Source organism: Intestinimonas sp. HCP28S3_D6 (genome assembly GCF_052065695.1).
Classification (GTDB): Bacteria; Bacillota; Clostridia; order Oscillospirales; family Oscillospiraceae; genus Intestinimonas.
Window position 1 is genome coordinate 1 of sequence record NZ_JBQHTM010000043.1, and the last position, 23,760, is coordinate 23,760.

Below are 23,760 nucleotides of genomic sequence, written 5' to 3' on the forward strand. Positions count from 1 at the left end.
AAAGCAGATAAATAATGGCTATTTTGCACTGAAATCACCTTAACCAAGCGCAAATGGCGGCTAATACATTGAGTAGAAACAGGATAAAGGCTTTTATTCAGAGGTTCCCTAAGTCTCCAGACCCGGGACCTGGATGCACCCGTCCTCATAGACCAGCCGCCCAGAGGAGACCAGTTCTCCGCTCTCATAGTCCCGCTGCTCCACCCAGAGGCAGTCCTCCCCGGCGTCATACCGCAGGGTGTAGTCGTAGCTCCCCCGATCCTCCAGTCCATAACTGGCCCCGTTGGCGTAATCGTAGATGACCACCCGGTTATCCACCATGCCGGAGCCCCAACTGAGGGCGGCGCAGAGCTCGGGGAGGCCGTCCCCGGTGAGGTCGCAGAAGTAGACGCTCCAGATGGGCATGCCCGTGATGTGGACCAACGGCTCTCCCCCTTCCCCAGCATCGGCAGTGACCTCATCAGGGGTGTAGTGGAAGATCACGCCGGGGAACTGGGGGAGCTGGGCGGTGAGTTCCCCATCCCAGTCTATCTCATCCGGGGCCTGGGTGTAGTCCACCCATTTGGTGACGGAAGGGCCGGCCGAGCCCTCCTCCGCGCCATAAAAAAGATGGATGGTCTCGTCGCCGGAGCTGCTGCGGTCCTCGTGCAGGGGCAGCACCGCCAGATGGATGTACCAGCCATCCAGCCTCCCCACCCCGCCGGCGTCATAGGTGATGCTCCGCATCGAATCACTGGGGGTACCGTTCTCCATCATGACCACGGAGTACCCATCCGCATCCGGTGAGAGCCGCCGAATCTCCATCTGAGGCATATACTTCAGGGCGTCCAGATAATCTTGCAGCCGGAAAACACGGCTCTGCTCCGGCCACTCCTGGGCTTCCGTCACAAAATATTGCCGCTCTTCTGTGAACAGCCTCAGCTGGGCACTGTACGTGGTCTGATCTCTGAAATAGAAAAACCGGACCGCTCCCGAGCCATCCCACTGAAAGTCGGACGTCAGCAGGAGATCGAACTGATCGGCGTTCACATAGGGCTCCGCTCCGCCGCCCAGCTCTTCGATTCTTTTGATCTGCTCCACGATCTGCCGGGGTTCCAGATCCGACACTCCGTTTCCGCCCATGGGAAAGCTGCGGCTGGCGGGAGGGTCCGTGAGAAAGCACACCGCCGCCACAGCGCAGATCACCAGTGCCGCCGCCACCAGCCAGCGCCCCGGCCTCCGATAGCCCATGACCGCCTTCACCCGGGCCTTGACTCCCACCTCGCCGAAGGCCAGCGGACAGGCGGCCACGGTCCGGCGGCGGACGCCGCAGCGGAACAGGGCGGAGGCATATCCGCGGCGGTCCTCCTGCCCCAGCTCCCGGATCACCTTCTCGTCACAGGCCCCCTCGATGTCCCGGCACAGCAGGACATAGGCCGCCCACAGCAGGGGGTGGAACCAGTAGACCGCCAGGAGCACGAAGCCCACCACCTTCCACCAGTGGTCGCCCCGGCGAATGTGGGCCCGCTCATGGGCGATCACATAGGCCAGGTCCCGGTCCTCCAGCCGGTAGGGCAGATAGATCACCGGCCGCAGGAGGCCCAGGACAAAGGGGGTGTCCACCCACTCGCTCTGCCGGATATTTTCCCGGAGGAGGGTGGCAGTGCTCACCCGGCGCCGCAGGCGCAGATAGCTGACCAGGGCATAGAGCAGCAGGAGGACCATCCCCGCCAGCCAGAGGCGGGCCAGGACAAAGGACCAGATCTGGGTGGGGTTGGCGCTGGCCCCCGGCGCCGGAGCCAGGGAGGCCGCCAGGGCAGGGTTGACCGCGCTGTTGAGGGCGGGGATACCGCTGCTGATCTGGGGGGCAGCGGCGTAGAGGATCTCTGGGGGCAGGGTCCGGGCGCTGGGGACCAGACTCAGGGCGCTCTCCACAGAGAAGGGACAGATCAGCCGGAGGGCCACCAGGCCCCAGAGCAGGCAGAAGCTCCACCGGGGCGCCCTTCGGAGTACCAGCCGCAGCACCACCACCGCCAGCACCAGCCAGCCGGCGGCGATGCTCTGGTTGACCAGCTTCAGAAATACCGCTTCCATGGCCCCCTCCTCACTTTTCGATGATGCGCCGGATCTCCTCCGCTTCCTCCTCAGACAGGTCCTGCCGTCGGGCAAAGGCGGCGAGGAAGGCGGGCAGAGAGCCCTGGAACTTTTTCTCCATCAGCTCGTCGATCTCGGACACCTGGGCCTCCTCCCTGGAGACAAGGGCAGTGACTACGCCGTCCTTGTTCTGCACCACGCCCCGCTCGCCCAGGCGTTTGATGACGGTATAGGTGGTGGTCCGCTTCCACCCCAGCTGGGCCTGACACAGCTTCACCAGCTCGGCGGCGGTCACCGGCTCATGCTCCCAAAGGATGAGACAGAACCGATATTCACTCTCAAAGATCTTGGGCGTTTCCATGGTCAGCCTCCTTTGTCTAATGGGATAGACTCCTTGGCGATAGTCTATCCCATTAGACAGGGAAAGTCAATAGGGAAAAACGGTGAATCACGTCTCTCGTTTCCAGCCGAGGCAAAACAAAAACACTGGCACCCGCCGCAGTCTTAAAAGACTGCGGCGGGTGCCAGTGTTGATATCCGTGGCATTTGATCCGAATGGAAGAGCATTACGATACCGGACGGGCTTCGATCCCCAGCTTGGAGGTGAGGACACGGCCGACCTGGCTCAAATGCAGCACGCCGTCCATGCCGAAGGTGTTCCGGCGCAGGTCGTCCAGGTCTCCCTTGGTGGGAGATTTGCCGCCCGCGTGGACCCGGTTGCGGATGTTCTTGGCCGCACGCACCTTTTGGGCAAAGTCACGCCACCACTGGACCCAGTCGCTCTCCGGCATGGGGGCATCCACCACACCGGGCACCGTCACCCCGCATTGCGCGCACAGGGCGCCGAGCTGACGCTTTCTCTCATTGAGCATGTAGTAGAAGGTGCCCAGCATGGCGTTGGTCTCACTGCGCATCGCCCCAAAGGTCCGGTTGTCTCCCCGGGTATCGCAGTGGCGGTAGGTATTATAGTCACAGAAGTCCTGGTGGGTCTTCAGCAGGAGAAAGAGACCGTCCCGCAGGCTCTGCTCCAGGCATTTCCCATACATCACCAGATGGGTGGAGTAATCCTGAAGCATGGACATGATGCTCTCCATATGGTCCTCCACCACCAGGGCAGCCTCCACATAAAATCTGCACAGCGGACTCAGGGACTGCATCATCCGGTCGTTGAGTTCCTCCTCCAGCTTCATCCAGGCACGGACGTCGGCAAAGCGCCGCTCGATGCTCATCAGGCAGCCGCTTTCCAGCGTATTCGGGTCCACGTCGGGCAGGATCTCCTGCCCCGCTTGGGCGATGAGCAGGTCCAGCCTGTGGTCATTCTCCTGCTCATCGTCGGTGTCCAGCATTTGGACAGCACCTTCAGCGGACTGGTGCAGCCGCTGGTTGAGCCGAAAGTAGTTATCCAACTTCTCCTTCTGGGTCAGCGCCGGCTGGCCGGAGTTCCCGCCCAGAGCCAGATCTCCAACCCCCAGACGGTTCAGAAACTCCTCCGCCGAGATGAGGCCGGCGTTGATCTGGACGTTCTGCTCGTGCTTCGTCGCCCCGTCGGCCAGATAGTCACCGGACACATGGGTGATGTTCTGCTCATCCACTTGATAGATATTCACGCTGATCGTGCCCCCATCCCCAATGCCCCCTTTCTCCTTACCGTCGACTAGACCATCCTCCGGGCTCTGTGGACGTCCCAGTTCCTCCCGGAGGTACAGCTCGAAGAGGGGACAGATCATCCGCCAGGTCTGGGTGCTCTCGTTTTGGACGATGAGACCGCTGTCCTTCAGCTCAGGCCTCCGTTCCTTCTCCCGGGGAAGGGCCTTGGTGATATCCGCATCCCTCCCGCTGTCCAGGATGGCTTCGAGCGTATCCCAGCACGGTTCGTCCAGGTGTTTGGTCCACTGCCGCATCAAGTCCCGGCAGCTCGCAAGGGCCACACATTGCAGTCTCTCCCCTGTCAGGGCCCCCGCCTCCTCCTTCCGGCACCGATAGAGGGCCTTCAGGCTGCGCTGGAGCAGACCCGGAATACCGGCGGTCAGCTTCCAGAGCTCGGCCAGCTCCTCGTCTGTGAACTGGATGGCCTCATCCTCGTCCTCCTCCCAGCTGGCCAGCATGCTTTTGATGGCACTCTGGAGTGCGGCAGTCGCCTTTTTACCCGTCACGCCGTCGGGAATCAGCGGCTCAGGCAGGATCCGCTCGAAGCTGGAGAGCACATAATTTTTCGTGCCCACACGGATGGAGAAATCCGTGACCACAATATAGGAGATGAATCCCTGCTGGGCCAGATAGGCCATGGCGGAGAAGGTATCCGTGGCACAGGCCTCGGAACAGGTCAGCTGCTGAAAGCGATAGAGGATCAGCGTCACGGAGTAGCCTTCCGTCCGCAGAATCGTGGTGAGCTTCTCCAGTAGGAGCAGGCTCTTCACATATTCTTTTTTCGGATCGGGCTCAGTATCCTGGTTCTTGGAATTTTCGGACTCCTCATTCTTCTTAGCGTCTTCAAACATCGCACTCAGCCGCCGGTAGTCCTCTCCGTCCCGGTCCAGATTGCGCAGGCTTGACTCGACCGCCCTGGTCAGTGTAGAAAGCACCATCAGATCGGTTGAAAGCAGATTGCTCATGAAGTTACAAGGCTGCACCAGGATCTTCTTTTCCCTGGCCAGCGTTTGGCAGCGTTCCCGGTTAAAATAGTCCTGGATCAACGTTGTCTTGCCCAGCCCCATTGGCCCGGAGATCAGGCTGTTGGGTATGGGAGAACCGCCAAAACACATCTCCAATCCTCTCATCATATCGCCTCCCTGTACCGCTTTTCCTCGAACATCAGCCGGAACAGCTCCTGATAGCTCCATCCCTGTCCCTTCTCCAGGCTCTGATACAGATACCCCTCCAAGAAGCGGTGCAGGTTCCCCTGGAACGTCCAAATCCGCAGGGCGGCGGCCTGCTCGCCCTGTTCCGGCGCAGTGGACTGCTCCAGCGCATGCTCTATCTGCTCCCGGAGCGGCTCGGGATAGCCCCACGCCTCCATCTGCGCAGGCTGGGCCAGGCAGTCCCGCACGACGGCAAGGTCGCCTTCTGCCAACGCCTTCTCGAATGTGCAGCCACTGGAGATGGGATGGGAGGCGTGCCAGGCTTGAAGCGGGGTCCAGATCTTCTCCCGCTCCGGCTGCTCCCGCTCGTCGGCGGCCAGCTCGTCGAGCACGCCCTCCCGATACAAGAGTGTAGGATGCAGCTTCATAAACGCAGCCAAGGTCCCCCGCTGGTGCTGCTCGATCAGGCTCCGGATATAGGCGCCGCTCCGGGTGTCCTGCTCTGAAAGGCGTATAGAGAGGTGCTCCACAAGCCAGCAGACACTTGCGGAGTCCCCCTTCTCGTTATAAAGGTCAAACAGCAACAGGGCCGCCTTGGTGGACGAAACAGCCGCCCACAGCAATCTTTCCGCCGTACCGTTTTTGTTCTTTTGGACAGACAGGACCCGCAGCGCCTTGGAGAAGGCGTCCATACCTGACGGAAGGTCCCGGCCCAGCGCCGCTCGGATCTGTCCAATCTCCTCCTCAGTATACCCCATGACGTGCATTCCGGGCTCGTCGTCCAGAGCAGCATAGATCCGCTCCAGGTCGTTGTTTTCCAGGGCGCTTTCAAAGGTGTTGCTGGGTGTCGAGCCCACACCCAGCCAACTCCAGAAGGCCGCCGGCCGGTATTGGAGCTGCGGTGTCAGATCCTGGAGGTATTTTTTCAGGCGGTCATTTTTCCGCCGATCCGGATGCTCGGCCAAGAAGGCCTCCAATTCGTCCAGATAGGCGCCGTCTGAGCTGGGATCGGCGCTGCGGATCGTGAACCAATAGATCAGATCATCATCACTGTATGGGAGCTTTTTGCTGTACTGGTTCCAAAGGGCCTCGAACTGAGCTCTCTGGTCGGCCTCTCTGTAAAGCCGGTACAAAACGGGAACGCACCGCTCCTGGTCGTACTGCAGACCGAGAAGAAGGTACTTTTCCGCCAAGCGGTCCCGGTTGCCCTGGACCGCCAGGAGACGGGAAGCGGCCCCAAAGGGTGTGGCCTCCATGGTGACATGCTCCAGCTTTTTATAGTCCGGTGCGGTAAGCAGACGACGGAGCGACTCCTCGTCGCCCAGGACCAGGGCCTGTTCCCGCTCGTCCTCCGGCATGAGGCCGCTGATACAGGTGATCCAGCGCAGCGGCCAATCCCTTTCCCGGCGGAGCGCCTGATCCAACAGCTCGTCCGCATCCATGGGCTCCACGGGCCGGCTATCCGCCCTCTCCCCGGAGGCGGCCACCGTCATGCACTGGCGGACCAAGCCCTCAATGCGGTCCAGGTCAAGCAGGGGGCGATAGTCCTCTTCCCTGGACGCAATGAGCACCTGGGTGGCAAATTTGTAGGAGATCTCCGTAAAGTGCCCGGTGACCTCCTCCAATGCATCCTCTGCCTCTTGGTAGACCTGGGCCTTCATCACGGCCAGCAGCTTCTGATACGGTCTTAGAATGGTCAGAAGGGCCGAAGCATCCGTCCCTCCGGCTTCGGGCCCGCACATCGCATGCAGTCGCTCCCGGTCCCGCTCCGGCGTGGCGTCCCGGAGATCACCCAGGTGGTTGGCCTTATACAGACGGCAGACCCCGGTGATCACCTCGTCCATGGCGGAGGCCGCCTGGGCCGCCAGTTCAGCGCACCCGTCGCATTCGTCCAGCTTCTCCTCCAGCGTGTGCAGGGTCCGCGGCCGCAGGGCATGCAGGGAGGGGAAATCTCTCAGCATACGCTCCAGATCCGACCACCGGCGCCCATAGTCGCCGATCCGCTGGCCCAGAGCAGCCACGGGAGCCTCCCCCCGGTTCAAGGCCCGCAGGTACTCCTCTACCTGGGACAGCAACTCCTCTCTGGCAGATTCAAGCGCCTCGATCTGATCCCGCAGCTGCCCATAATCGGCCACAGGGAATCGGTGGGAAGAGAGCGCAAAGCGCTCGGCAAGCCACTTGCCCAGGCCATTTTCCGCCGGCTCATCCGGATAGCAGAACCCCGCCAGGCGCAAGTGCTGCTTCAAACCGTTCTCATTTCGGGGATTGACCTCCAGTACGCAATAGATCATCTCTCCGCCGCTGGTGGTAAGACCGGTAGGGAAGGCGAGTCTGGAGGGGTCATCCTCGACAGCGCTCAGCAGAAGACCGTTCTGCCCCAGCAGGGCGGCACCCATCTGGTGGGCCACAGCATCTCTGATCTCGCTGTCTTTCATACCTTCAAACGTATTGTATTGATGAAGCTGTCTGGTGTTGATGTTCCACCAGTTCATAAACGCGACGGCATGCATCTGGCGGATCTCTTCCGCACTGTCCGTCGGCTGAGGCACCGCCTGCTCCGCTCTGAAGATTAGGAGACGCCCGTCTTCGCTCTTATCAAACTGAGGAAAGGTGGAGAACAGCCACTGCTGCAGCCCCTTTCCTTCCGCATATTTGTGATAGTCGATGCCACACTGGGTCTTGAGCCGCTCCGGGATATTGGCAAAGAGGACAGGGTCCTCCGATTTGACCCACGTCTCCAGGACGGAGGCAATCTTCCGCAGCTCCCGGGCCTCCGAATCTTCGGCCAGATACACAGTTTCCATCCCGTTGCTGCCGTCGATGACAAGCTCAGGGAAATGTTCACCCAACCAACGTTTGGGACCGATTCCTCCGTAGATCGAACGGTCGATCCCCTCCTCCTGAAGGATCGGGGAAACCTGGTTCAGCTTGATGGATCCCCACTCGTTCGCACGAATTTTTGCCGTTAGAACATCTAACACGCGCTTTCGTTCAAACTCAGTCACTGGTGTCCCTCCTTATTTCCTGGGCCTGCCGCGAAATGGCGAGCAGATCCGGCTTGCGACACTATATGTACAGCATTATACTGCGCTCACAAAGGACTGTCAATTTTATCTATCCCTGTTCAAAATTGAAAAAAGCTCCGAATTTACTTATAAACAGCACCTTTCCCGTACAGAAACAGGCCATTGCTTTTCCGTATCCATCCTGGTGCCCGGCATCCTTCGACGGGAGATGCGCAGGTTCAAATCACCGACATGCGCCGCAGCCGCAGTGCAGTGATCAGCCCTCCAGCATCTATACCGTCTTGCGGCCCGCCGTACGCCGCTGTATAATGGAAAAGAGTGGCATATGGCTTTATTCGACCGGGTCGCCCACAGACCATATGTCCGTCACATTCCACGCAGAGAGAGGGTCACACATGAAAAATATCCCGCTCCGAATAGGAAAGCTTTTCCTGGTCGTTCTTCCGCTGATCCTGGGCATGATTGGCCTCTGGGGCATGGCCGGAGAGCCGCTGCTGGATGCCCTGTTCAGCTGTGTCAGCATGTACGTGCTCAACTACGGTGACCCGCCCGTGAACCTGTTCGTGGAGCTGGCCCGCTGGCTGGCCCCCATCACCACGGTCAGCGGGATCATGCTGGCCCTGCGCGCCATCCGGGACCAGGCGCGCTGCCTGCTCCGCTGCTGGCTGGGGGACTGCGTGGTGGTCTACGGCCCCGAGGAGTCCGCCGAGCGGCTGACAGAGCGGTTGGGCCGACGGGGCACCCGTGGGGGCGACCGGCTCCTGCCGGCCCGCCAATACATCCTTCTGGGGGACGATGGAACATCTTTTGACCTGTGTCGCCAGATTATCCGCACCCACCCCGACGCCGACGTATTCCTGCAATGCGCCGACATACAGCCTCAGTCGGTCTCCTCGCCCCGGCTACACCTGTTTAGCCCAGAGGAGACTGGCGCCCGACTGTTCTGGAAGGAGCACCCCCTCTATCCCCTCTCCGCCGCCCACGGACACCGGCTGACCGTCGTGCTGCTGGGCTTCGGGCGGCTGGGCGAGGACCTGCTGTACTACGGCCTGCTGGACAATATCTTCCAGCCCGACCAGCACATCGAATACCATATCTTCGGCGGGGACGGCCGCTTTGCCGCCGTTCACACCCAGCTGGACCGGCTGGGTGACCCTGTGATCTTCCACGAAGAACCCTGGTGGGAGAGCCTGGACCTGCTCCGCCGGTCCCATCTGACCCTGCTGCTGCCCCAGGAAGTCCAGGCCGCCGAAGCCCAGGATCTGCTCTTAGCCCTTCCGGAACAGAACCTGGTGATCTTTACGGACGGCTCCCCCGCCGCCGACCTGCTGGCCCATGAGGGAGCGTTGAAGGTCTTCCCCTGGCTGGACAGGGCCCTGGACCCCGACCTGATCCTCCGGGAAACCCTGCTCCTCCAGGCAAAGCAGATCAATCTGCGCTACGCCCACATCTACAACAACGTGGAGGAGACCCCCGCCGCCCGGGAGGCGGAGTGGGCTGCGCTGGACGCCTTCACCCGCTACTCCAACATCAGCTGCGCCGACTACCACGACATCCGGCTGAACATGATGGCCGCTCTGGGCTGGCCTGCCGACCCGGCCCAGCTATCCACGGATCAGATGGAGCTACTGGCCGAGCTGGAGCACATCCGCTGGTGCCGGTATCACTACCTGAACAACTGGCGGCTGGGCACGCCGGAAAACGGGAAGCGGAAGGACCCGGTCCGGCGGCTCCACACCGATCTCATCCCCTACCGGGATCTGGACCAGCCGTCCAAAGAGAAGGACCGGGAGAACATCCGGGTCCTTTTGTCCATCCCACCGGTAAATACGAAATGACCGCATATAGAAACACGCCCGGCGTCCTTTCAGACGCCGGGCGTGTTTTGTCACTGTGCCGTTTCTTTCTTTGTGAGGTAAATGGTGTGCTCCGCCACGGAATACCGGGCATCCAGCACGTCGCCCAGCTTCAAGCCGTGGTCGGCGTAGAGCTGCTTCAGGCCGTCCACCCGGCCCTTGGTGACGCTGTGCATCTTGCGCTCATAGCGCTTCCCCTCCATGACCAGGGTCACCGCGGCGCCCGCGCCGATGTGGAACCCGGAGCCGAAGGTGCAGATGTTGTACTTGATGTCCGTGGGCCCCAGCGTCTTGACAGTGTGCAGGTCCGTCTCCGCGGCGGGCGCGGGGGCGGCCTCCGGCTGCTTCTGTTCAGCCTCTGCCGAAGCAGCCGCAGGCGCGGGCTGGGGGCTCTCCGCCGTCTGGGCAGGGGACTCCTCCGTCTCCCCAGCCGTGCGCGGCGTCAGGGTGTTGGGGAAGTTGCGCTGGATATCCTCGTAATAATCAATCTTCCCACCCGGCGTGTTCTTGGCGCGGATCCGTACCCGGTCGTTGGAATTCTGAAACAGCTTCTCCCGGAAATCGTACAGCACGTCCACTTCTTTGTCAAAGCGGGCATCGTCTTCGATCTCTTCCTCCATCTGCATCTGTACCTTGTCACAGTAGTGAATGATATTGTCGATGGGCTCGGCCTCCACCACCAGGGTGGGCACCTCCCCACGGTGGTTTCTCTGCGTCCGCTGGGAGCTCGTCTCTTCCCACTCCTTCAGACAGGCTTCGCTGCGCAGGGAATGACCGCTCACATAGAAGAGCAGCAGCTTACAGTGGCGGCTGTTGATGGCACGGAGGGCATCCTCATTCCAGGAGGCCTTGGTCTTGTCCAGGTTCTTTTCATCCAGCCAGACGTTCCAGCCATCCTGCTGCAGCCGCAGCACATCGGGCCACACGATCTCGCAGTCCCGGCTGGAGTAGCTGACGAAGACATAGGGTTTTGCAGTGTCACAGCGCTTGATCTGGGATAAAACGGCGCCGAGCTCGGTCATGGAGCGTATCTCCTCTCATATTATTGTTTATTCCGCGCGGATGGGGTCCAGACGGATGACCTGTGCCCGGGCATCGTAGCAGGCGCAGACCACGTCCCCCTCCCGAAGCCCCTGCTCGGCCAGCATCCGCTTGACGCCGTCCACCCTGCCTTTGGTAGAGCCGTGCGTCTTGGCGCTGTACTCCGTTCCATTCACCTCCACGGTGACGGGGACTCCGAAGCCCACATGGAACTTAGCGCCAAAAGTGAGGATGCCATATTTCACATCGGTGGCCGTCAGGGTCTTGACCGTCTCCAGGTCGGCCGGCGCAGCGGGGGCCGACGGCACCGGCCGGGGCTGCATGCGGGGGACCTCCGGCTCACAGGCAGGGGCCCTTTTCCGCCAGCTCTCCCCCAGCGGTCTGGCAGGCTGTACGCCGGCCGGGTATACCTTCTCTCCGTGGGCATCCCCATCCAGGAGCAGCAGATCACCGACGACGCAGAAGTCCTCACAGCAGCCGTGGCCGTTGTTCTGAAAATCCCATTGGTATACGGACCCGTCCCGGCCGCAGCAGTAAAAACTGGCATAGTGGGGGGCACAGTACATCCGGTCGCCGTCAAAATAGACCGTCCTTCCGTACAGGCGGCTCCACCACTCCTGCTCCATGTGCCAGATGGGGATTTCCGGGCAGCGGGGATACCCCGCCTCGCGCAGGCTGTGGGCCACCAGACTGACGGTGCTGCCGTCGTCCTCCTTCTGCCACATGATCTCCCGGGCCAGATCGAAAAAGGCGATGTCCCGCTCCCGACAGTCGGCATCCCTCACATAGCCCCAGCTGTCCTCGTCGTAATACTCAGGGTGGTCCAGCACGTTCTCCGGGGAAATTGCGTAATCCAGACTCTGCACCTCCCCGGTATGCAGGTCGTACCGCATCCAGCCCTCCTGGGCCAGGTCCCCGTTTTCATACCGCGCCCGGAACACCACATAGTCGGCGCCGGCGTAGACCTCCGTGATCGCGGAGGCCCGGCGGTAGAGCACTCTGCGGGTCGCCGTCTCGGCGTAAAAGACGCACAGGCAGCACATTCCCTTCTGCTTCAGCACATAGAACAGGCTGGAGCAATATACGTACACACTGCGTGCGGTCCAGTCGTCGACCTCCAGACAGAACTCCCTGGGCATCCCGTTGTCCAGGGGCACCTCCCTGACCTGGAGAACCGTATTCCCGTGGTCGTCCATGCCGGTTTGATAGAGAAATACGCTGACCGAGGTGGCGGCCAGGTAGGCCCCATCGTACCCCTCCACATCGGCCAGAACCCGTGCGCCGCTCCCGTCCAGTTCGGACTCGCACAGCTTGGTGCGGCCGTTGTCATCCTTGCTGAGATAATAGAACTTCCCGTTGGTGATCCCAGCGGTCCCGCTGCGGCCACCTCCGTTCTGGTAGAGCTCCCTCCTCTGGAACAGATCGGCCTGCGGCCCCAGCGGCGGCATAGCCATCGCCGCGCTCCGGCCGGTCGGCTCCGCCGTCCCGTCCCTACCGGGCCTGGTGGGTCGGAGCTCCTCCAGGCGGGCACGCCAAAATGTCTCCTTTTTCCCATCCTGGAGCTTGGTGCTTCCGTAGAGCTGTACCAGGCGTTCACACGCCTTGGCATCCCCGCCCTGTCCCGCCGTCTCCAGCCAGGCCAGTCCCGTCTCCAGGTCGGCGGCCACACCCTGCCCAGTCAGGTAGCACTCGCCCGTCTGACGCTGGGCGGCAGTATTCCCGTGCCGGGCTGCCTCCAGATAGAGCTGGAATGCCACGTGCTCATTCTTGGTCACGCCGATTCCCGACGCATAATACACACCGAGAACATACTGCGCCACCGGATGGCCCAGCTTGGCCGCCTGGGTAAAGCACTGTGCGGCCGATGCGTAAGACTTCTGTTTGTGGTCGCTCAATCCCTGACTCACCTGGGCGCTTACCACCTGCCGCTCCTGTTCACTCAGCAGAAGCATGGGTGTGGTGATCTCTGTTGCCCTCATGACCTCGTCTCCTCGCTTTGTTGCGCTTTGACCCGTCGGCAAATATTTTGTCTTTTCCTGTTTTTTCATTATAGGACCGCGGTAATTGGACTGTCAAGATTTTGAATTCAAGGGTCAGCCATCCGATCGGCACATAAAATATGGGCGTCGAGGCGAGCAACCCCAGCATTCCGAACGTTCCCTCTCCTGGATCCGGGGCAGCAGGGCACATGTTTTTTCTGCCGCGGCTGGTTTTTAGTTCGGGCAAGAAATCGGCAGCTAAGTGAATCGAAAGTCAAAAATGTCAGCTTATCAATGGGACGTATCAAAAAATCCAGCAAAACAGAGATAGACAACAACACTTGTATGAAATGCAGCTAGTCTGAAAAAGGCAGAAAAAAGCCGCCGCCCTGCCATGCGGCGGGGCGGCGAAGTGATTCATTTTATTCTAACAAGTCTCCAAGCAAGTCTTCAATCCCATGATCGGAAAGGTCAAGGCCCAAATCGCGATACAAGAAAGTCACAATCTGTCCACGGGTACAGGTGACATCCGGGGAAAACTGGTTTGCCCCGGTACCAGTGGTGATCCGTTGCTCTACAGCCCAGGCTACGGCGTCAGCGTACTCCGTGCCCGAGGTTACATCGGCGAAAGTTACGGCGTCTTTGGCACTGGGCCTCCCAGCCAGCTTCCAGAGGTAGGTCACTGTATCAGCGCGGGTGGCGGGAGTATCGGCATGGAATGCGTCTGTCAGGCCCTGCTCCAAGGCCCAGTTCGCCGCATCCGAGTAATACTGCCCAGCGGGGATAGAAGCACTATTTCCAGTAGGGGCGGGGGAGCCATTGGCCCGCCACAGGAAGGTCAGGATCTCCCCCGTGGTGCAGGTGACGTCGGGGCTAAAGGTGGTGGCGCCGGTGCCGCTGGTAATGCCCTGCTCTACCGCCCAAATGACTGCGTTGGCATAATAGGCGCTCTGTTCCACATCGCTGAAACCGCCTACCGTGACGGGCGGAGTAAACAGTTCCTCCTGGTCAGATAATTTGGGACGCAGGTTCGGGACCAGTGTGGGGACATATGCCTCTACGATGCTTTCCTCCAGACCCAGCCGCTGGTTAAAGTTGCTCCCGAAGGCCCAAAGTGTCCCATCTGTCTTCAGGACGAAGGTCTCATTGCTGTTAGTGGAAACCGCAGCCGCATCTTCCATGATCTGCACAGGCACAGTCTGGAAATATCCGCTCATGTTGCTCCACTCATTGCCGGTGTCGTTGATGCCCAAATCACCATCATTGCTGGGCCCGCATCCCCAAAGAGAGTTATCTGCCCGGATGATAAAGGTGCTGCTCTCTCCGCAGGCCACGGCTTTTCCACCATCCATATTTTTCGTTGGTGTGAATCGGGTGATAAAATCACCTGTGCCCAGTCCGCCGGAATTTTTGCCCCATGTCCACACTGAGCCGTCTGACTTTATGGCGGCGGTGTGGGCGCTACCACAGCTGACTGCGACGACATCATCCATCACTTTGGTCGGGACATCTTGATAGGGATCGCCAGAGTCAGTTACCTTGCTTCCGCCTTCACCAATCCCCAGCTGCCCGTCACGGTTGGAGCCCCAGACCCACAGGGAGCCATCGGTTTTAATGACAGCTGTATGCCAAGTCCCGCAGCTGACGGCGGCGACACCATCCATGACCTTGACCGGTGTGCTTTGAACCGGAGTTCCGTTCACAGATTTTCCATCGCTGATGGAATCATTTCCCAAAACGCCATCCCGATTGAGTCCCCACATCCAAAGGGAGCCGTCTTCCTTTAGCGCGGCGCTCATGGGGCTTCCCATGGTGACATCCACGACACCGTCCAGGATCTTGACGGGAGAGGCCTGGATCGGCATTCCATTGTAAGTATAGGTGGGTGCGCTGTCGCCCATCCCCAACATCTTTGAGTCATTGTAACCCCAGACCCATAGGCCGCCATCCTGGGTGACTGCAGCGGCCCGGTCATAAACGCTGATCGCAACCGTTTTTACATTGTCCAAAATCTTGACCGGCGCTTTCTGGTAAGAGACACCGCTGGCATCGGTATAGTCACCACCTCCGCCATTTCCCACCTGACCAAAATAATTGGTCCCCCACGTCCAGAGTCCGCCATTTTCGTCGATAAAAGCGGAAATGCGTCCGCCGATGGCGATTGTATTATCCAGTCCCGGTGCGGCTGTCTCTCCCTCTGCGTGGGCTGGTGTAGCGAAAAGCATACCCAGCGTGAGTATTACGGTTAAAGTACGCGAAAAAATTTGTGCCTCACCCAAAGTCATCTCCTCTTGTTTATCGCCGTTCTGACAGATAGCTCCAGTGGGCGGGAAAAATCCCCGCCCCGGGCTATTGCCTGAAACATAAAAAGCGGTGTTGAGTGCGTAACTCAACCCCGCCTGACTAAGATCCAATCAAAGCGAAACACCAGTCCCAGCTTCAATGAATTTTGCTTGAAAAGGAAACGCTCCATCAGTATAATGGGAAATACGGTGCAGCCTATTTTATTGTGGTGTTGCGTGCTGCAACCACTCATCATCGGAGCATAGCGGGTTGCCCCCCGTTATGTTCTGCCGCTCTTTATGCTTCCATAGCCAATTTTAACCGATGCCGCACAGAAAAGCAAGGGGCTTTTTCCAAAAATTCCAGAAAAAGTGCCCGCCTTGCTTTAATTAGGGTGGATACTGTTTCAAGCATGCCAAAAGGTACAATATAATGACATTGCTTCACAGGGAGTTCTTTTTTAGCTCGCCCTATCATATCACAACCAACACAGAAAGGCACCTTTTTATAAAACTAGTGAAAAATGAGCAGGCGGCATGCCGCTTACTCGTCCTGGTACGCCTGAAGGGACACGACTCCGTCGTCTCTCAACACGAGAGCCTGAAGGTGATGTCACCTCAGTGAACTAGCAACGAAATAACTTATATGTTTGCGTTGGGAGTTTTCGGCCATATTCTTTCTGTTATTGCTCCGTTTCTTTAATTGGTCTTATTGGGGAGCAGAGCGCCCTGTAAAAATAAATTCTGATTCAGATCTTTATATTTTATGGTTATTTGACGATATACACTAATATAAGTATAGAGAAAGTTGACACCTTCGTTTTGGGCGCCATCACCTCGATGTTGACAGTTTAAAACAAGGATTACTATAGGAGGAAAGCTATGTTTAATTTGTTTCCTGCAGAGGATGAAAACAAGTTCACGTGGGAATCCATCGGCAATGTGATTGACGGCAGACGCAACCTGGGAGAAACCATGCCAGTGTTTGTCTACCGCCTACTTCAGTTCACCATGAAAGACGAGCTATCCAGGCGCTATGGCAAAGAGGCAACGGTGGATATTTTCCGCAAAGCAGGTGAATTGGCCGGAGAAGAGTTTGCGTCTCACCTGCTCGACCTGCAGCTGCCTTTCAATGAGTTTGTCTCTCATCTTCAGAATGTGCTTGAGGAAAGCAAGATCGGTATCTTGCGCGTAGAGAAGTTTGATGCAGATACGGGCAGAGCGGTACTGACTGTGGGCGAGGATTTGGATTGCTCTGGCCTTCCGATTACCGGCGAGACAGTCTGCAACTATGACGAAGGATTTCTGGCCGGTGTCCTGAAAATGTACACGAAAAAAGAATATGTCGTAACTGAGGTAGATTGTTGGGCTACCGGTTCCCGGGTATGCCGTTTTAACGCGGAGGTGAAAGCACCCAATTGTGCGCACGATGCCTAAAGAAGACATTGATCTATTGGTTGATCAGCTCAGAACGCTTCTGCTGAATAAGCCCTTATCTCAAAAAAAGCGGGTAGAAACACCGGAGTTGTCCATGCTGCAGGAGGGAATCTTCTACTTGGCGGACTGTCTGGCGGAGGCCAACGAATTTCTGCATCACCTTCAAATTGGGGAGTTGGATGCCACGCCCCCCGGTCGGCATAATTTCCTGGCCGGAAGTTTGAAGGAACTTCATTCTGCACTGAAACATCTGACCTGGCAGGCAAACCAGGTGGCAAATGGCGACTATAGCCAGAGTGTCGATTTTCTGGGCGATTTTTCCACATCTTTTAATCAGATGATCCATCAGCTGGCCGAGCGCGAGTCCCAACTGAAGGTTCAATCCCGAATGCTGGCTGAGTCAGTGGAACTGATGAAGTCGGTGATGGACGGGCTAAAAGACTGGATCATAGTGACCTCGCAAGATACTGGTGATGTGGTCTATACCAATCAAAGTGCCAAACAATTTTTCTTCGATCCTGCCCCCGCTCAGCAGGACTGCAAGCAATATCATGAATTCTTAGACTATATCAAGCACTGCGGACAGTCTGTGGATGAGTGCCATACGTTTGAATATCATTGCTGCCAGACCAAGCGGACTTTTAGAATCCGTGCCTATGAGATTCAGTGGAGTGAAAAGATGGCTTGCGCCCATGTTATCACTGATGTCACGACTGAACAGGAATACCGGGAGCAGATGGAATGCTTTGCTTATGCAGATGAATTGACCGGGCTGTATAACCGCCGTTTTTGTCTGGAGAACCTGGAAAAGTTCATAGAGGCAGGGACAGAATTTACATTCTGCATGATTGATTTGGATGGTTTGAAGTACGCCAACGACAACTTTGGCCATGACGCCGGTGATGAATATTTGCGTACAGTATCCCAACAGCTCCTGCAAAGCAGTCGGTCAAGCGACCTGATCTGTCGGATCGGCGGAGATGAATTTGCTGCATTGTTTCCCAACTGCAAGTCTCAGGTTATTCTTGACAAGATGGAGCATTTGGATCACGCTCTGGCCGATAAATCCGAGCGTTTTCCCATGTCGATCAGTTACGGAGTGGTCTATGTCAGCGGGAAAGAAGCTTTGTCTGTCAAGTCTTTAATGGTTCAGGCCGATGAGCGGATGTATGTTTTGAAAAACATCAAGAAGTCCTCGCGGCGCGGCTTTGGCGGGCTTGTGGTATCTTTTGCCTGGTTGAAAGAGCTGGAGACTGGCAATCCGCAGATCGATGAGGAGCACCAGGAATTGCTGCGGGCTATCAACCGGCTGCTGGAGGCCTGCGCCACCGGGAAAGGTGAAAAGGAACTGAGCAACACCCTTGACTTTTTGACTCAGTATACGATAACGCACTTCCGTCACGAAGAATCACTCCAGGTACAATATGGTTATCCTGACTACTCCAATCACAAGCGTTTTCATGAGACGTTTTTCAAGGTGGTAGAAAATCTGGCAACCAACCTGAAAGCAGAAGGTGCTACCCCACGGCTGATGGAAGATATGAACAAACAGCTGGTCGGTTGGCTGCTGAATCACATCAAGACAGAGGATGTGAAAGTAGCCAGGCATATTCAGAACTGTCAATCCTGTTCTCAGGATTCAGGAGACTCGACACTTCCGTAACTGTAGTACAGTCGCTTGTTGGTCAGCCTCCATTCGTTAAACAGCTTTCTGTGCTGGTTCATGAATGGAGGCTCTTTGTTCGTGTGCCTTTCCACCCACAAGTCCACATAAATAGGGTTGTTCCTGGTTCTATACGGCATTGAATAAACGATCCAGCATTTCTGGCGTTTTTTCGGAAGTTGTCCAGCAGTAGTTTTATTTCACGAATTCATTCTACTTGCACCAGTTAACATGATGTTTACCCCCCCAAAAAAAATTATTTTTCTAATTTCGTCCTTAAAAAACGTTAGAGCAAGGTTTCCAACGGAAACCTTGCTCTAACATTTTGGTGCGCCTGAAGGGACTCGAACCCACACGTCTCTCGACACGAGAACCTAAATCTCGCATGTCTACCAATTCCATCACAGGCGCATAGTTGACATTTCTTCTCTGCCGAATATAGATCACATTCTACCATTTCCCATGTAAAAAGTCAATTGCATAGCGATGGGGAACGTGGTATCATGGGGGCATAAAAATGCGCGTCTTACCCCAGCAGGGGCAGACGCACGGGAGGGATACCATGAATCGCACGCCAAAGGTGGCCGCCGTCCATGACCTGTCCGGTTTAGGGCGCTGTTCTCTCTCGGTGATCCTGCCGGTCCTCTCCGTCATGGGCGCCCAGTGCTGCCCTCTGCCCACAGCGGTCCTCTCCGCCCATACCGCCTTCCCCGCCCCAGAGGCCGCCGCCTTCCAGGACCTCACCGGCGCCATGGAACAAACCCTGCTCCATTGGGAGGCCCTCCACACCTCCTTTGACGCCGTCTACTCCGGCTTTGTCGGCTCCCTGCAACAAATTGCCGTCCTCCGCCGTCTCATCCGCCGGTTCCGCCAGCGGGAGACCCTGGTCCTCATCGACCCCGTCATGGGGGACCACGGCCGGGTCTACCGCACCTATACCCCCGAGATGTGCCAGCAGATGATCCAGCTCACCGCCGAAGCCGACCTCATTACCCCCAACCTCACCGAAGCCGCCCTCCTCCTGGGCGAGCCCTTCGACCAAATCCCCACCAGCCAGGCCGGCATGGAGGAGTGGCTCCGCCGCCTCTCCCTGGATGGCAGGCGCTCCGTGGTGGTCACCGGCGTCAGCTTTACTCCCAAGGCTCTGGGCGCCGGCTGTCTGGACTGCCACAGCGGCAAGATCCGCTTCGCCATGGCGCCCCTGGAGCCGGGCCGCTTCTCCGGCACCGGCGATCTCTTCGCCGCTGTACTCCTTGGCAGTCTCCTCCGGGGCGAGACCCTATCCGACTCCACCGCCCGTGCCGTGGATTTTATCCAGAAATCCGTGGCCCGCACCCTGTCCGCCGGCACCCCTGTGCTGGACGGCGTCCAATTCGAGCCCCTCCTTCGGGAACTGATTTGACAAAGCGCCCGCTGTCTGTGAACAGCGGGCGCTTTTCTGCTCTTACCGGTCCGGACCGCTCTTCCTGTGCTGGACCTCCCAGCACAGCCGGGCCAGGATCTTGTCGGGTACGAAGCGCTGGAAGAAGTGGACCGCCTTCATCCGCACCCCGGGCAAGATAAGCAGCTGCCCCCGGAGGGTACCAGCCACCGCCAGCCGGGCCACCGAAGTACTGTCCATCCCCGGAATGGAGAAGCGCACATCGGCCACCTGGTCGAACTCCGTGGGCACCGGCCCGGGACAGAGGACACTGATGGTCACCTTGCTTCTGGCCCGGCGCAGCTCCTCGGCCACCGCCTCAGAGAGCCGCAGGACATAGGCCTTGGAGGCGTAGTAGGAGGATAGAAGGGGCCCCGGCAGGAAGGCCGCCGAGGAGGCCACGTTCAGGATGTGTCCCCGTCCCCGTGCCTTCATCTTCGGGAGAAACAGCTTGGTGAGGATGTGGAGGGCCACGATATTAACCTCCAGCATGGAAAGTTCGGTGTCCAGGTCGGTCTCGTCAAAAGGCCCAAAGAGCCCACGGCCGGCGTTGTTCACCAGAATGTCAATGTCCTGGTCCTTCACCAGCTCCCACAGGCCCATCACCTGAGCCCGGTCGGTGAGGTCGGCGGGGATCACCTCCACCTTCACCGGCAGCTCATCCGCCAGCGCCCGCAGGCGGTCGGCCCGCCGGGCCGTCAGGATGAGGTCGTACCCCCGCTCCGCCAGTACCTTTGCGATTTCCCGCCCGATGCCCGAGCTGGCGCCTGTCACCAATGCCTTCATGGAGCCATCTCCCTTTTCGTTTTTCTCTAGTTTACCACGTCCCGCTCCGTTGGCATACCCCTTTTTTCTGCACCCCCAGCAGCTCTCTCAAGGAGATGCCCTGGGCGGACAGAGCTGCCAGATAGATCAGGGCGCCGAAGGCAAGGCAGACCATCCCACTCCCGCCCTTGGAGAACCCCCAGTCCTGGAGGACGCGGAAGAGGAGATTGACGTCCAGGCCCATGAGGAGGGCAGCCAGACCGGGGGCAGTGAGCCAGCGGAAGAACTCCGGCCGGAGCCCGGCCGCCCGGCACAGAGAGACCAGGTTGAGGCCCACCCCCAGCAGCTCACTGACCAGGGCGGCGGCCACATAGCCCTTAAGCCCCACTCCCGGGATGCCAACCGTGAGGGCGGTGAGCCCCAGTTCCACCGCCCCGGCGATGAGGGCGTTGCGGGCAGCGGCAGCCTGCCGCCCCACCCCGTTGAGGGAGCAGGCCAGGACGGAGCGGTAGCAGGAGAGGGCCACCGACACCGCCAGCGGGGGCAGATAGGCCCCGGCGGCGGTCTCCCGGAAGAGGAGGACGGCCAGGTCGGGGCCCAGCACCGCCAGCAGGGCCATGGCGGGGAGCATGAGCACCGAGGTGGCCAGCATGGCGCCGCTGACCCGCCGGCGCACCTCCTCCCACCGGCCCAGGGCGGCGGCCTGGGAGAGTCTGGGCATAAGGACCAGCCCCAGGGCGGAGATGAAGGCGGTGGGCAGGCCCAGCATGGGCAGGGACATGCCGAACATGACGCCGAAGGCAGAGACGGCCTGGGAGACCTCCATCCCCCCCGCTACCAGCTTCTGGGGGATGAGGACGGCGCAGGCTGAGCCCATCAGGTTGCCCAGCAGGGCGGTGAGGGCCACCGGCAGGGCCACCTTGGCGATCCGCCGGTCCAGGACCTTCCTTGGCTCCCTTGCTCCGCCGCCCCGCCGCTGCCGGTGCCACAGGGTGGTGAGGGTACAGGCGGAGAACACCTCACAGATCACCATGCCCGCCACGATGAGGCCCACCGTCCGCTCCGGGTTCTGAGGCAGGAAGAGGAGGAGGAGCCCCAGCACAGCGGTGGTGCGGACCACCTGCTCCAGCACCTCGGAGAAGGCGGGGGGCCGCACCAGACCGGCGCCGTAGAAGGCGTGCTTGTGGAGGTTTTCCACACCGGTGAGGAGAACGCAGGGGGGCAGCAGCAGCAGGCCCAATCGGGTCCGGGCATCCCCAAGGATATAGACCGAGATGGGGTCGGAGAAGAGGATGAGGGCCAGGGTGGGAAGGGCCAGCAGGCAGACCAGGAGCACCAGGCAGCGCCTCAAAACCTGCTCCGCCGCCGTCTCCCGGCCCAGGGCCCGGTATTGGGCGGTGAGGTTGGCCACCGCCGCCGTGAGGCCGATGGCGGTCACGGAGAGGAGCACAGAAAAGACCGGCATCACCAGCTGATAGAGCCCCATGACCTCCGCCCCCACCAGCCGGGAGAGAAGGATGCGGTAGAGAAAGCCCAGGAGCTGATTCACAAGGCCGGTGGCGGTGAGGAGCAGGGTGCCGTACCGCACCGACGCGGAGTCCCACTTCAAGGGAACACCTCCCTTCCCGGAGAGTATATTCCACAGCCTGTGGAAACTTGCCTGGCCCTTCGCCATTGTCAAGGGAACCCGAATGATGTATAATAATGTCCGCTGAATAAACCGAACATCGGTTTATTCAGCCGGCGGTAGCCGCGTAATTCCATAAAAACGGCGTATGGAGCCATTTTTATGGAATTCAGACATTGTTGCAATGCGTTTTTTCTCCTGCGATTCAGCGCAGGAGAAAGGATACTGACCAGACCGCCCGGGCCGCCGCCCAGGGCGCAAAACATGGGAAAGGGTGCCATCACATGTCCATGACCTACAAAGAGGAATTTATCACCTTCATGGTGCGCTCCGGCGTGCTCACCTTCGGCGACTTCACCACCAAGTCCGGCCGCAAGACCCCCTACTTTATCAACACCGGCAACTACAAGACCGGCGCCCAAGCCGCCAAGCTGGGCGACTACTACGCCGCCTGCATCCAGCAGAACCTGCCCGACGGCGTCACCTGCCTCTTTGGGCCCGCCTACAAGGGCATCCCCCTGGCCGTCTCCGCCGCCGCCTCCCTCTACCGCAACTACGGCCGGGACCTCCCCTACTGCTTCAACCGTAAGGAGGCCAAGGACCACGGCGAGGGCGGCTCCATGGTGGGCTACAAGCCCCAGGACGGCGACAACGTGGTCATCGTGGAGGACGTGGTCACCGCCGGTACCGCCGTCCGGGAGTCCATCGAGCTCTTCAAGCAAGTGGCCAAGGTGAACATGAAGGCCCTCATTGTCTCCGTGGACCGGATGGAGCGGGGCACCCGGGACTGCTCCACCCTGGACGAGCTGCGCCAGGACCACGGCATCGCCGTCTACCCCATCGTCACCGTGCGGGAGATCATCGCCTTCCTCCACAACCGGGAGATCGGCGGCAAGGTCTACATCGACGACGAGATGAAGGCGAAGATGGAAGCTTATCTGGAGCAGTACGGCCCCAAGGCGTAATCAGGCATCCACATCAGGGCGGCCCTCAGCCCCCGCCGCGGCGGGTCCGGCGGAGGTCCGCTTCTCAACTGTGCGGGAAAGGAGGAACGGCGTCATGGGACTCCACGACGGCCACCGCAAGCGGCTCAAAGAGCAGTTTCTCAACCACGGCGACGGCTTCCATGACCACCAGCTTTTGGAGCTGCTGCTGTGCTACGCCATTCCCCAGGGGGATGTGAACGGCCTGGCCCACCGGTTGCTGGACCGGTTCGGCTCCCTGGCCGGGGTGCTGGACGCCCGCCCCGAAGCCCTGACCCAGGTCCCCGGCGTGGGAGAACACACCGCCGTCCTCCTCAAGCTCATCCCCGTGCTCTCCGGCCGTTACCAGGCCGACCGGGCCGACATGGGCACTATCCTGGACTCCACCCAGGCCGCCGGACAGTACCTGCGGCCCTATTTTTCCCAGGGTGCCCGGTACGAAATGGCGTATCTGGTGTGCCTGGATGGGAAATATAAGGTATTGGGCTGCCACAAGCTGGGCGAGGGCACGGTGAACGCCGCCGAGATCACCCCCAGAAAGATGGTGGAAATTGTGCTGGCCCACAACGCCACCGCTGCCATTCTGGCCCACAATCATCTCTCCGGTCTGGCCCTCCCCTCCAACGCCGACCTCATGACCACCCAACAGCTCCGCGCCATCCTCCGGAGCGTGGATGTAGAGCTGCTGGACCACCTCATCTTTACCGATGACGACATGGTCTCCCTGAAGGACAGCGGATTCTTTTCCGAGTGAGGAAAAGCCTTCCTTTTGCTATTGCAATAGAACAAATGTTTTGTTAGAATGTTGGT

At 59.3% G+C, this 23,760-nt stretch carries 15 protein-coding genes and 1 tRNA gene; 6 read left to right on the plus strand and 10 right to left on the minus strand.

From position 1 onward, the window contains the following. Nucleotides 1–108: 108 nt before the first annotated feature. The 4 genes from ACTNBK_RS13160 to ACTNBK_RS13175 all read right to left on the minus strand — a co-directional run bounded on the left by ACTNBK_RS13160 (nucleotide 109) and on the right by ACTNBK_RS13175 (nucleotide 7,876). Entirely contained in the window at nucleotides 109–2,073 is a 1,965-nt protein-coding gene (locus ACTNBK_RS13160; RefSeq protein ID WP_441146731.1) for a M56 family metallopeptidase, read from the minus strand. Nucleotides 2,074–2,083: 10 nt separating this feature from the next. Further along, nucleotides 2,084–2,434 carry a BlaI/MecI/CopY family transcriptional regulator gene (locus ACTNBK_RS13165; protein WP_441146733.1) on the minus strand — a complete coding sequence of 117 codons (351 nt, stop codon included), beginning with the start codon at nucleotides 2,432–2,434 and terminating at the stop codon, nucleotides 2,084–2,086. Nucleotides 2,435–2,639: 205 nt separating this feature from the next. Next, nucleotides 2,640–4,853 (minus strand): hypothetical protein, encoded by a 2,214-nt coding sequence (locus ACTNBK_RS13170; protein WP_441146735.1) that lies wholly within the window; start codon nucleotides 4,851–4,853, stop codon nucleotides 2,640–2,642. Beyond that, nucleotides 4,850–7,876 (minus strand): hypothetical protein, encoded by a 3,027-nt coding sequence (locus ACTNBK_RS13175; RefSeq protein ID WP_441146736.1) that lies wholly within the window; start codon nucleotides 7,874–7,876, stop codon nucleotides 4,850–4,852. Before ACTNBK_RS13175 ends, ACTNBK_RS13170 begins: the two co-directional genes overlap by 4 nt. A 416-nt stretch (nucleotides 7,877–8,292) precedes the next feature. Here ACTNBK_RS13175 and ACTNBK_RS13180 point away from each other — a divergent pair, with 416 nt between their 5' ends. Then, on the plus strand, nucleotides 8,293–9,735 hold the full coding sequence (locus ACTNBK_RS13180) for a hypothetical protein (RefSeq protein ID WP_441146738.1): 1,443 nt from the start codon (nucleotides 8,293–8,295) through the stop codon (nucleotides 9,733–9,735). Between the two features lie 50 nt (nucleotides 9,736–9,785). On the opposite strand, the gene ACTNBK_RS13185 is transcribed toward ACTNBK_RS13180, so the two are convergent. The 3 genes from ACTNBK_RS13185 to ACTNBK_RS13195 form a co-directional block, all read right to left on the minus strand. Continuing rightward, nucleotides 9,786–10,775, minus strand: coding sequence for a toll/interleukin-1 receptor domain-containing protein (locus ACTNBK_RS13185; protein WP_441146740.1), 990 nt, complete (start codon nucleotides 10,773–10,775; stop codon nucleotides 9,786–9,788). A 27-nt stretch (nucleotides 10,776–10,802) separates the two neighbouring features. Further along, a complete protein-coding gene (locus ACTNBK_RS13190) occupies nucleotides 10,803–12,773 on the minus strand; it encodes a hypothetical protein (RefSeq protein WP_441146742.1) in 1,971 nt (656 codons plus the stop codon). 422 nt (nucleotides 12,774–13,195) lie between these two features. Next, entirely contained in the window at nucleotides 13,196–15,166 is a 1,971-nt protein-coding gene (locus ACTNBK_RS13195; RefSeq protein ID WP_441146744.1) for an RCC1 domain-containing protein, read from the minus strand. Between the two features lie 771 nt (nucleotides 15,167–15,937). Between ACTNBK_RS13195 and ACTNBK_RS13200 the strand changes: the two genes are divergently transcribed. Together ACTNBK_RS13200 and ACTNBK_RS13205 are read left to right on the plus strand one after the other, a co-directional pair. After that, entirely contained in the window at nucleotides 15,938–16,492 is a 555-nt protein-coding gene (locus ACTNBK_RS13200) for a V4R domain-containing protein (RefSeq protein ID WP_441146746.1), read from the plus strand. After that, nucleotides 16,485–18,155 carry a bacteriohemerythrin gene (locus tag ACTNBK_RS13205; RefSeq protein ID WP_441146764.1) on the plus strand — a complete coding sequence of 557 codons (1,671 nt, stop codon included), beginning with the start codon at nucleotides 16,485–16,487 and terminating at the stop codon, nucleotides 18,153–18,155. Before ACTNBK_RS13200 ends, ACTNBK_RS13205 begins: the two co-directional genes overlap by 8 nt. A 326-nt stretch (nucleotides 18,156–18,481) precedes the next feature. On the opposite strand, the gene ACTNBK_RS13210 is transcribed toward ACTNBK_RS13205, so the two are convergent. Beyond that, nucleotides 18,482–18,566 (minus strand) — tRNA-Leu (locus ACTNBK_RS13210). A 151-nt stretch (nucleotides 18,567–18,717) separates the two neighbouring features. Between ACTNBK_RS13210 and ACTNBK_RS13215 the strand changes: the two genes are divergently transcribed. Then, nucleotides 18,718–19,557, plus strand: a complete 840-nt coding sequence (locus ACTNBK_RS13215) for a pyridoxamine kinase (RefSeq protein WP_441146748.1) — start codon at nucleotides 18,718–18,720, stop codon at nucleotides 19,555–19,557. A gap of 42 nt (nucleotides 19,558–19,599) precedes the next feature. Here ACTNBK_RS13215 and ACTNBK_RS13220 read toward each other — a convergent pair whose 3' ends face one another. Together ACTNBK_RS13220 and ACTNBK_RS13225 are read right to left on the minus strand one after the other, a co-directional pair. Further along, nucleotides 19,600–20,361: an SDR family NAD(P)-dependent oxidoreductase gene (locus ACTNBK_RS13220; protein WP_441146750.1), complete on the minus strand. Its 762-nt coding sequence runs from the start codon at nucleotides 20,359–20,361 to the stop codon at nucleotides 19,600–19,602. 31 nt (nucleotides 20,362–20,392) lie between these two features. Continuing rightward, entirely contained in the window at nucleotides 20,393–21,949 is a 1,557-nt protein-coding gene (locus ACTNBK_RS13225; protein WP_441146752.1) for an oligosaccharide flippase family protein, read from the minus strand. A gap of 308 nt (nucleotides 21,950–22,257) precedes the next feature. Between ACTNBK_RS13225 and pyrE the strand changes: the two genes are divergently transcribed. After that, entirely contained in the window at nucleotides 22,258–22,932 is a 675-nt protein-coding gene (gene pyrE / locus ACTNBK_RS13230; protein ID WP_441146766.1) for an orotate phosphoribosyltransferase, read from the plus strand. A gap of 94 nt (nucleotides 22,933–23,026) precedes the next feature. Next, the gene (locus ACTNBK_RS13235; RefSeq protein ID WP_441146754.1) at nucleotides 23,027–23,704 is read left to right on the plus strand and encodes a JAB domain-containing protein; all 678 of its coding nucleotides are present in this window, start codon (nucleotides 23,027–23,029) and stop codon (nucleotides 23,702–23,704) included. Nucleotides 23,705–23,760 lie beyond the last annotated feature (56 nt).

Bases quoted from the DNA above. Each gene is read 5' to 3' on its own strand.
- ACTNBK_RS13160 (WP_441146731.1), bottom strand. From the start codon at position 2,073: ATGGAAGCGGTATTTCTGAAGCTGGTCAACCAGAGCATCGCCGCCGGC.
- ACTNBK_RS13165 (WP_441146733.1), bottom strand. From the start codon at position 2,434: ATGGAAACGCCCAAGATCTTTGAGAGTGAATATCGGTTCTGTCTCATC.
- ACTNBK_RS13170 (WP_441146735.1), bottom strand. From the start codon at position 4,853: ATGATGAGAGGATTGGAGATGTGTTTTGGCGGTTCTCCCATACCCAAC.
- ACTNBK_RS13180 (WP_441146738.1), top strand. From the start codon at position 8,293: ATGAAAAATATCCCGCTCCGAATAGGAAAGCTTTTCCTGGTCGTTCTT.
- ACTNBK_RS13185 (WP_441146740.1), bottom strand. From the start codon at position 10,775: ATGACCGAGCTCGGCGCCGTTTTATCCCAGATCAAGCGCTGTGACACT.
- ACTNBK_RS13190 (WP_441146742.1), bottom strand. From the start codon at position 12,773: ATGAGGGCAACAGAGATCACCACACCCATGCTTCTGCTGAGTGAACAG.
- ACTNBK_RS13200 (WP_441146746.1), top strand. From the start codon at position 15,938: ATGTTTAATTTGTTTCCTGCAGAGGATGAAAACAAGTTCACGTGGGAA.
- ACTNBK_RS13205 (WP_441146764.1), top strand. From the start codon at position 16,485: ATGCCTAAAGAAGACATTGATCTATTGGTTGATCAGCTCAGAACGCTT.
- ACTNBK_RS13215 (WP_441146748.1), top strand. From the start codon at position 18,718: ATGAATCGCACGCCAAAGGTGGCCGCCGTCCATGACCTGTCCGGTTTA.
- ACTNBK_RS13220 (WP_441146750.1), bottom strand. From the start codon at position 20,361: ATGAAGGCATTGGTGACAGGCGCCAGCTCGGGCATCGGGCGGGAAATC.
- pyrE (WP_441146766.1), top strand. From the start codon at position 22,258: ATGACCTACAAAGAGGAATTTATCACCTTCATGGTGCGCTCCGGCGTG.
- ACTNBK_RS13235 (WP_441146754.1), top strand. From the start codon at position 23,027: ATGGGACTCCACGACGGCCACCGCAAGCGGCTCAAAGAGCAGTTTCTC.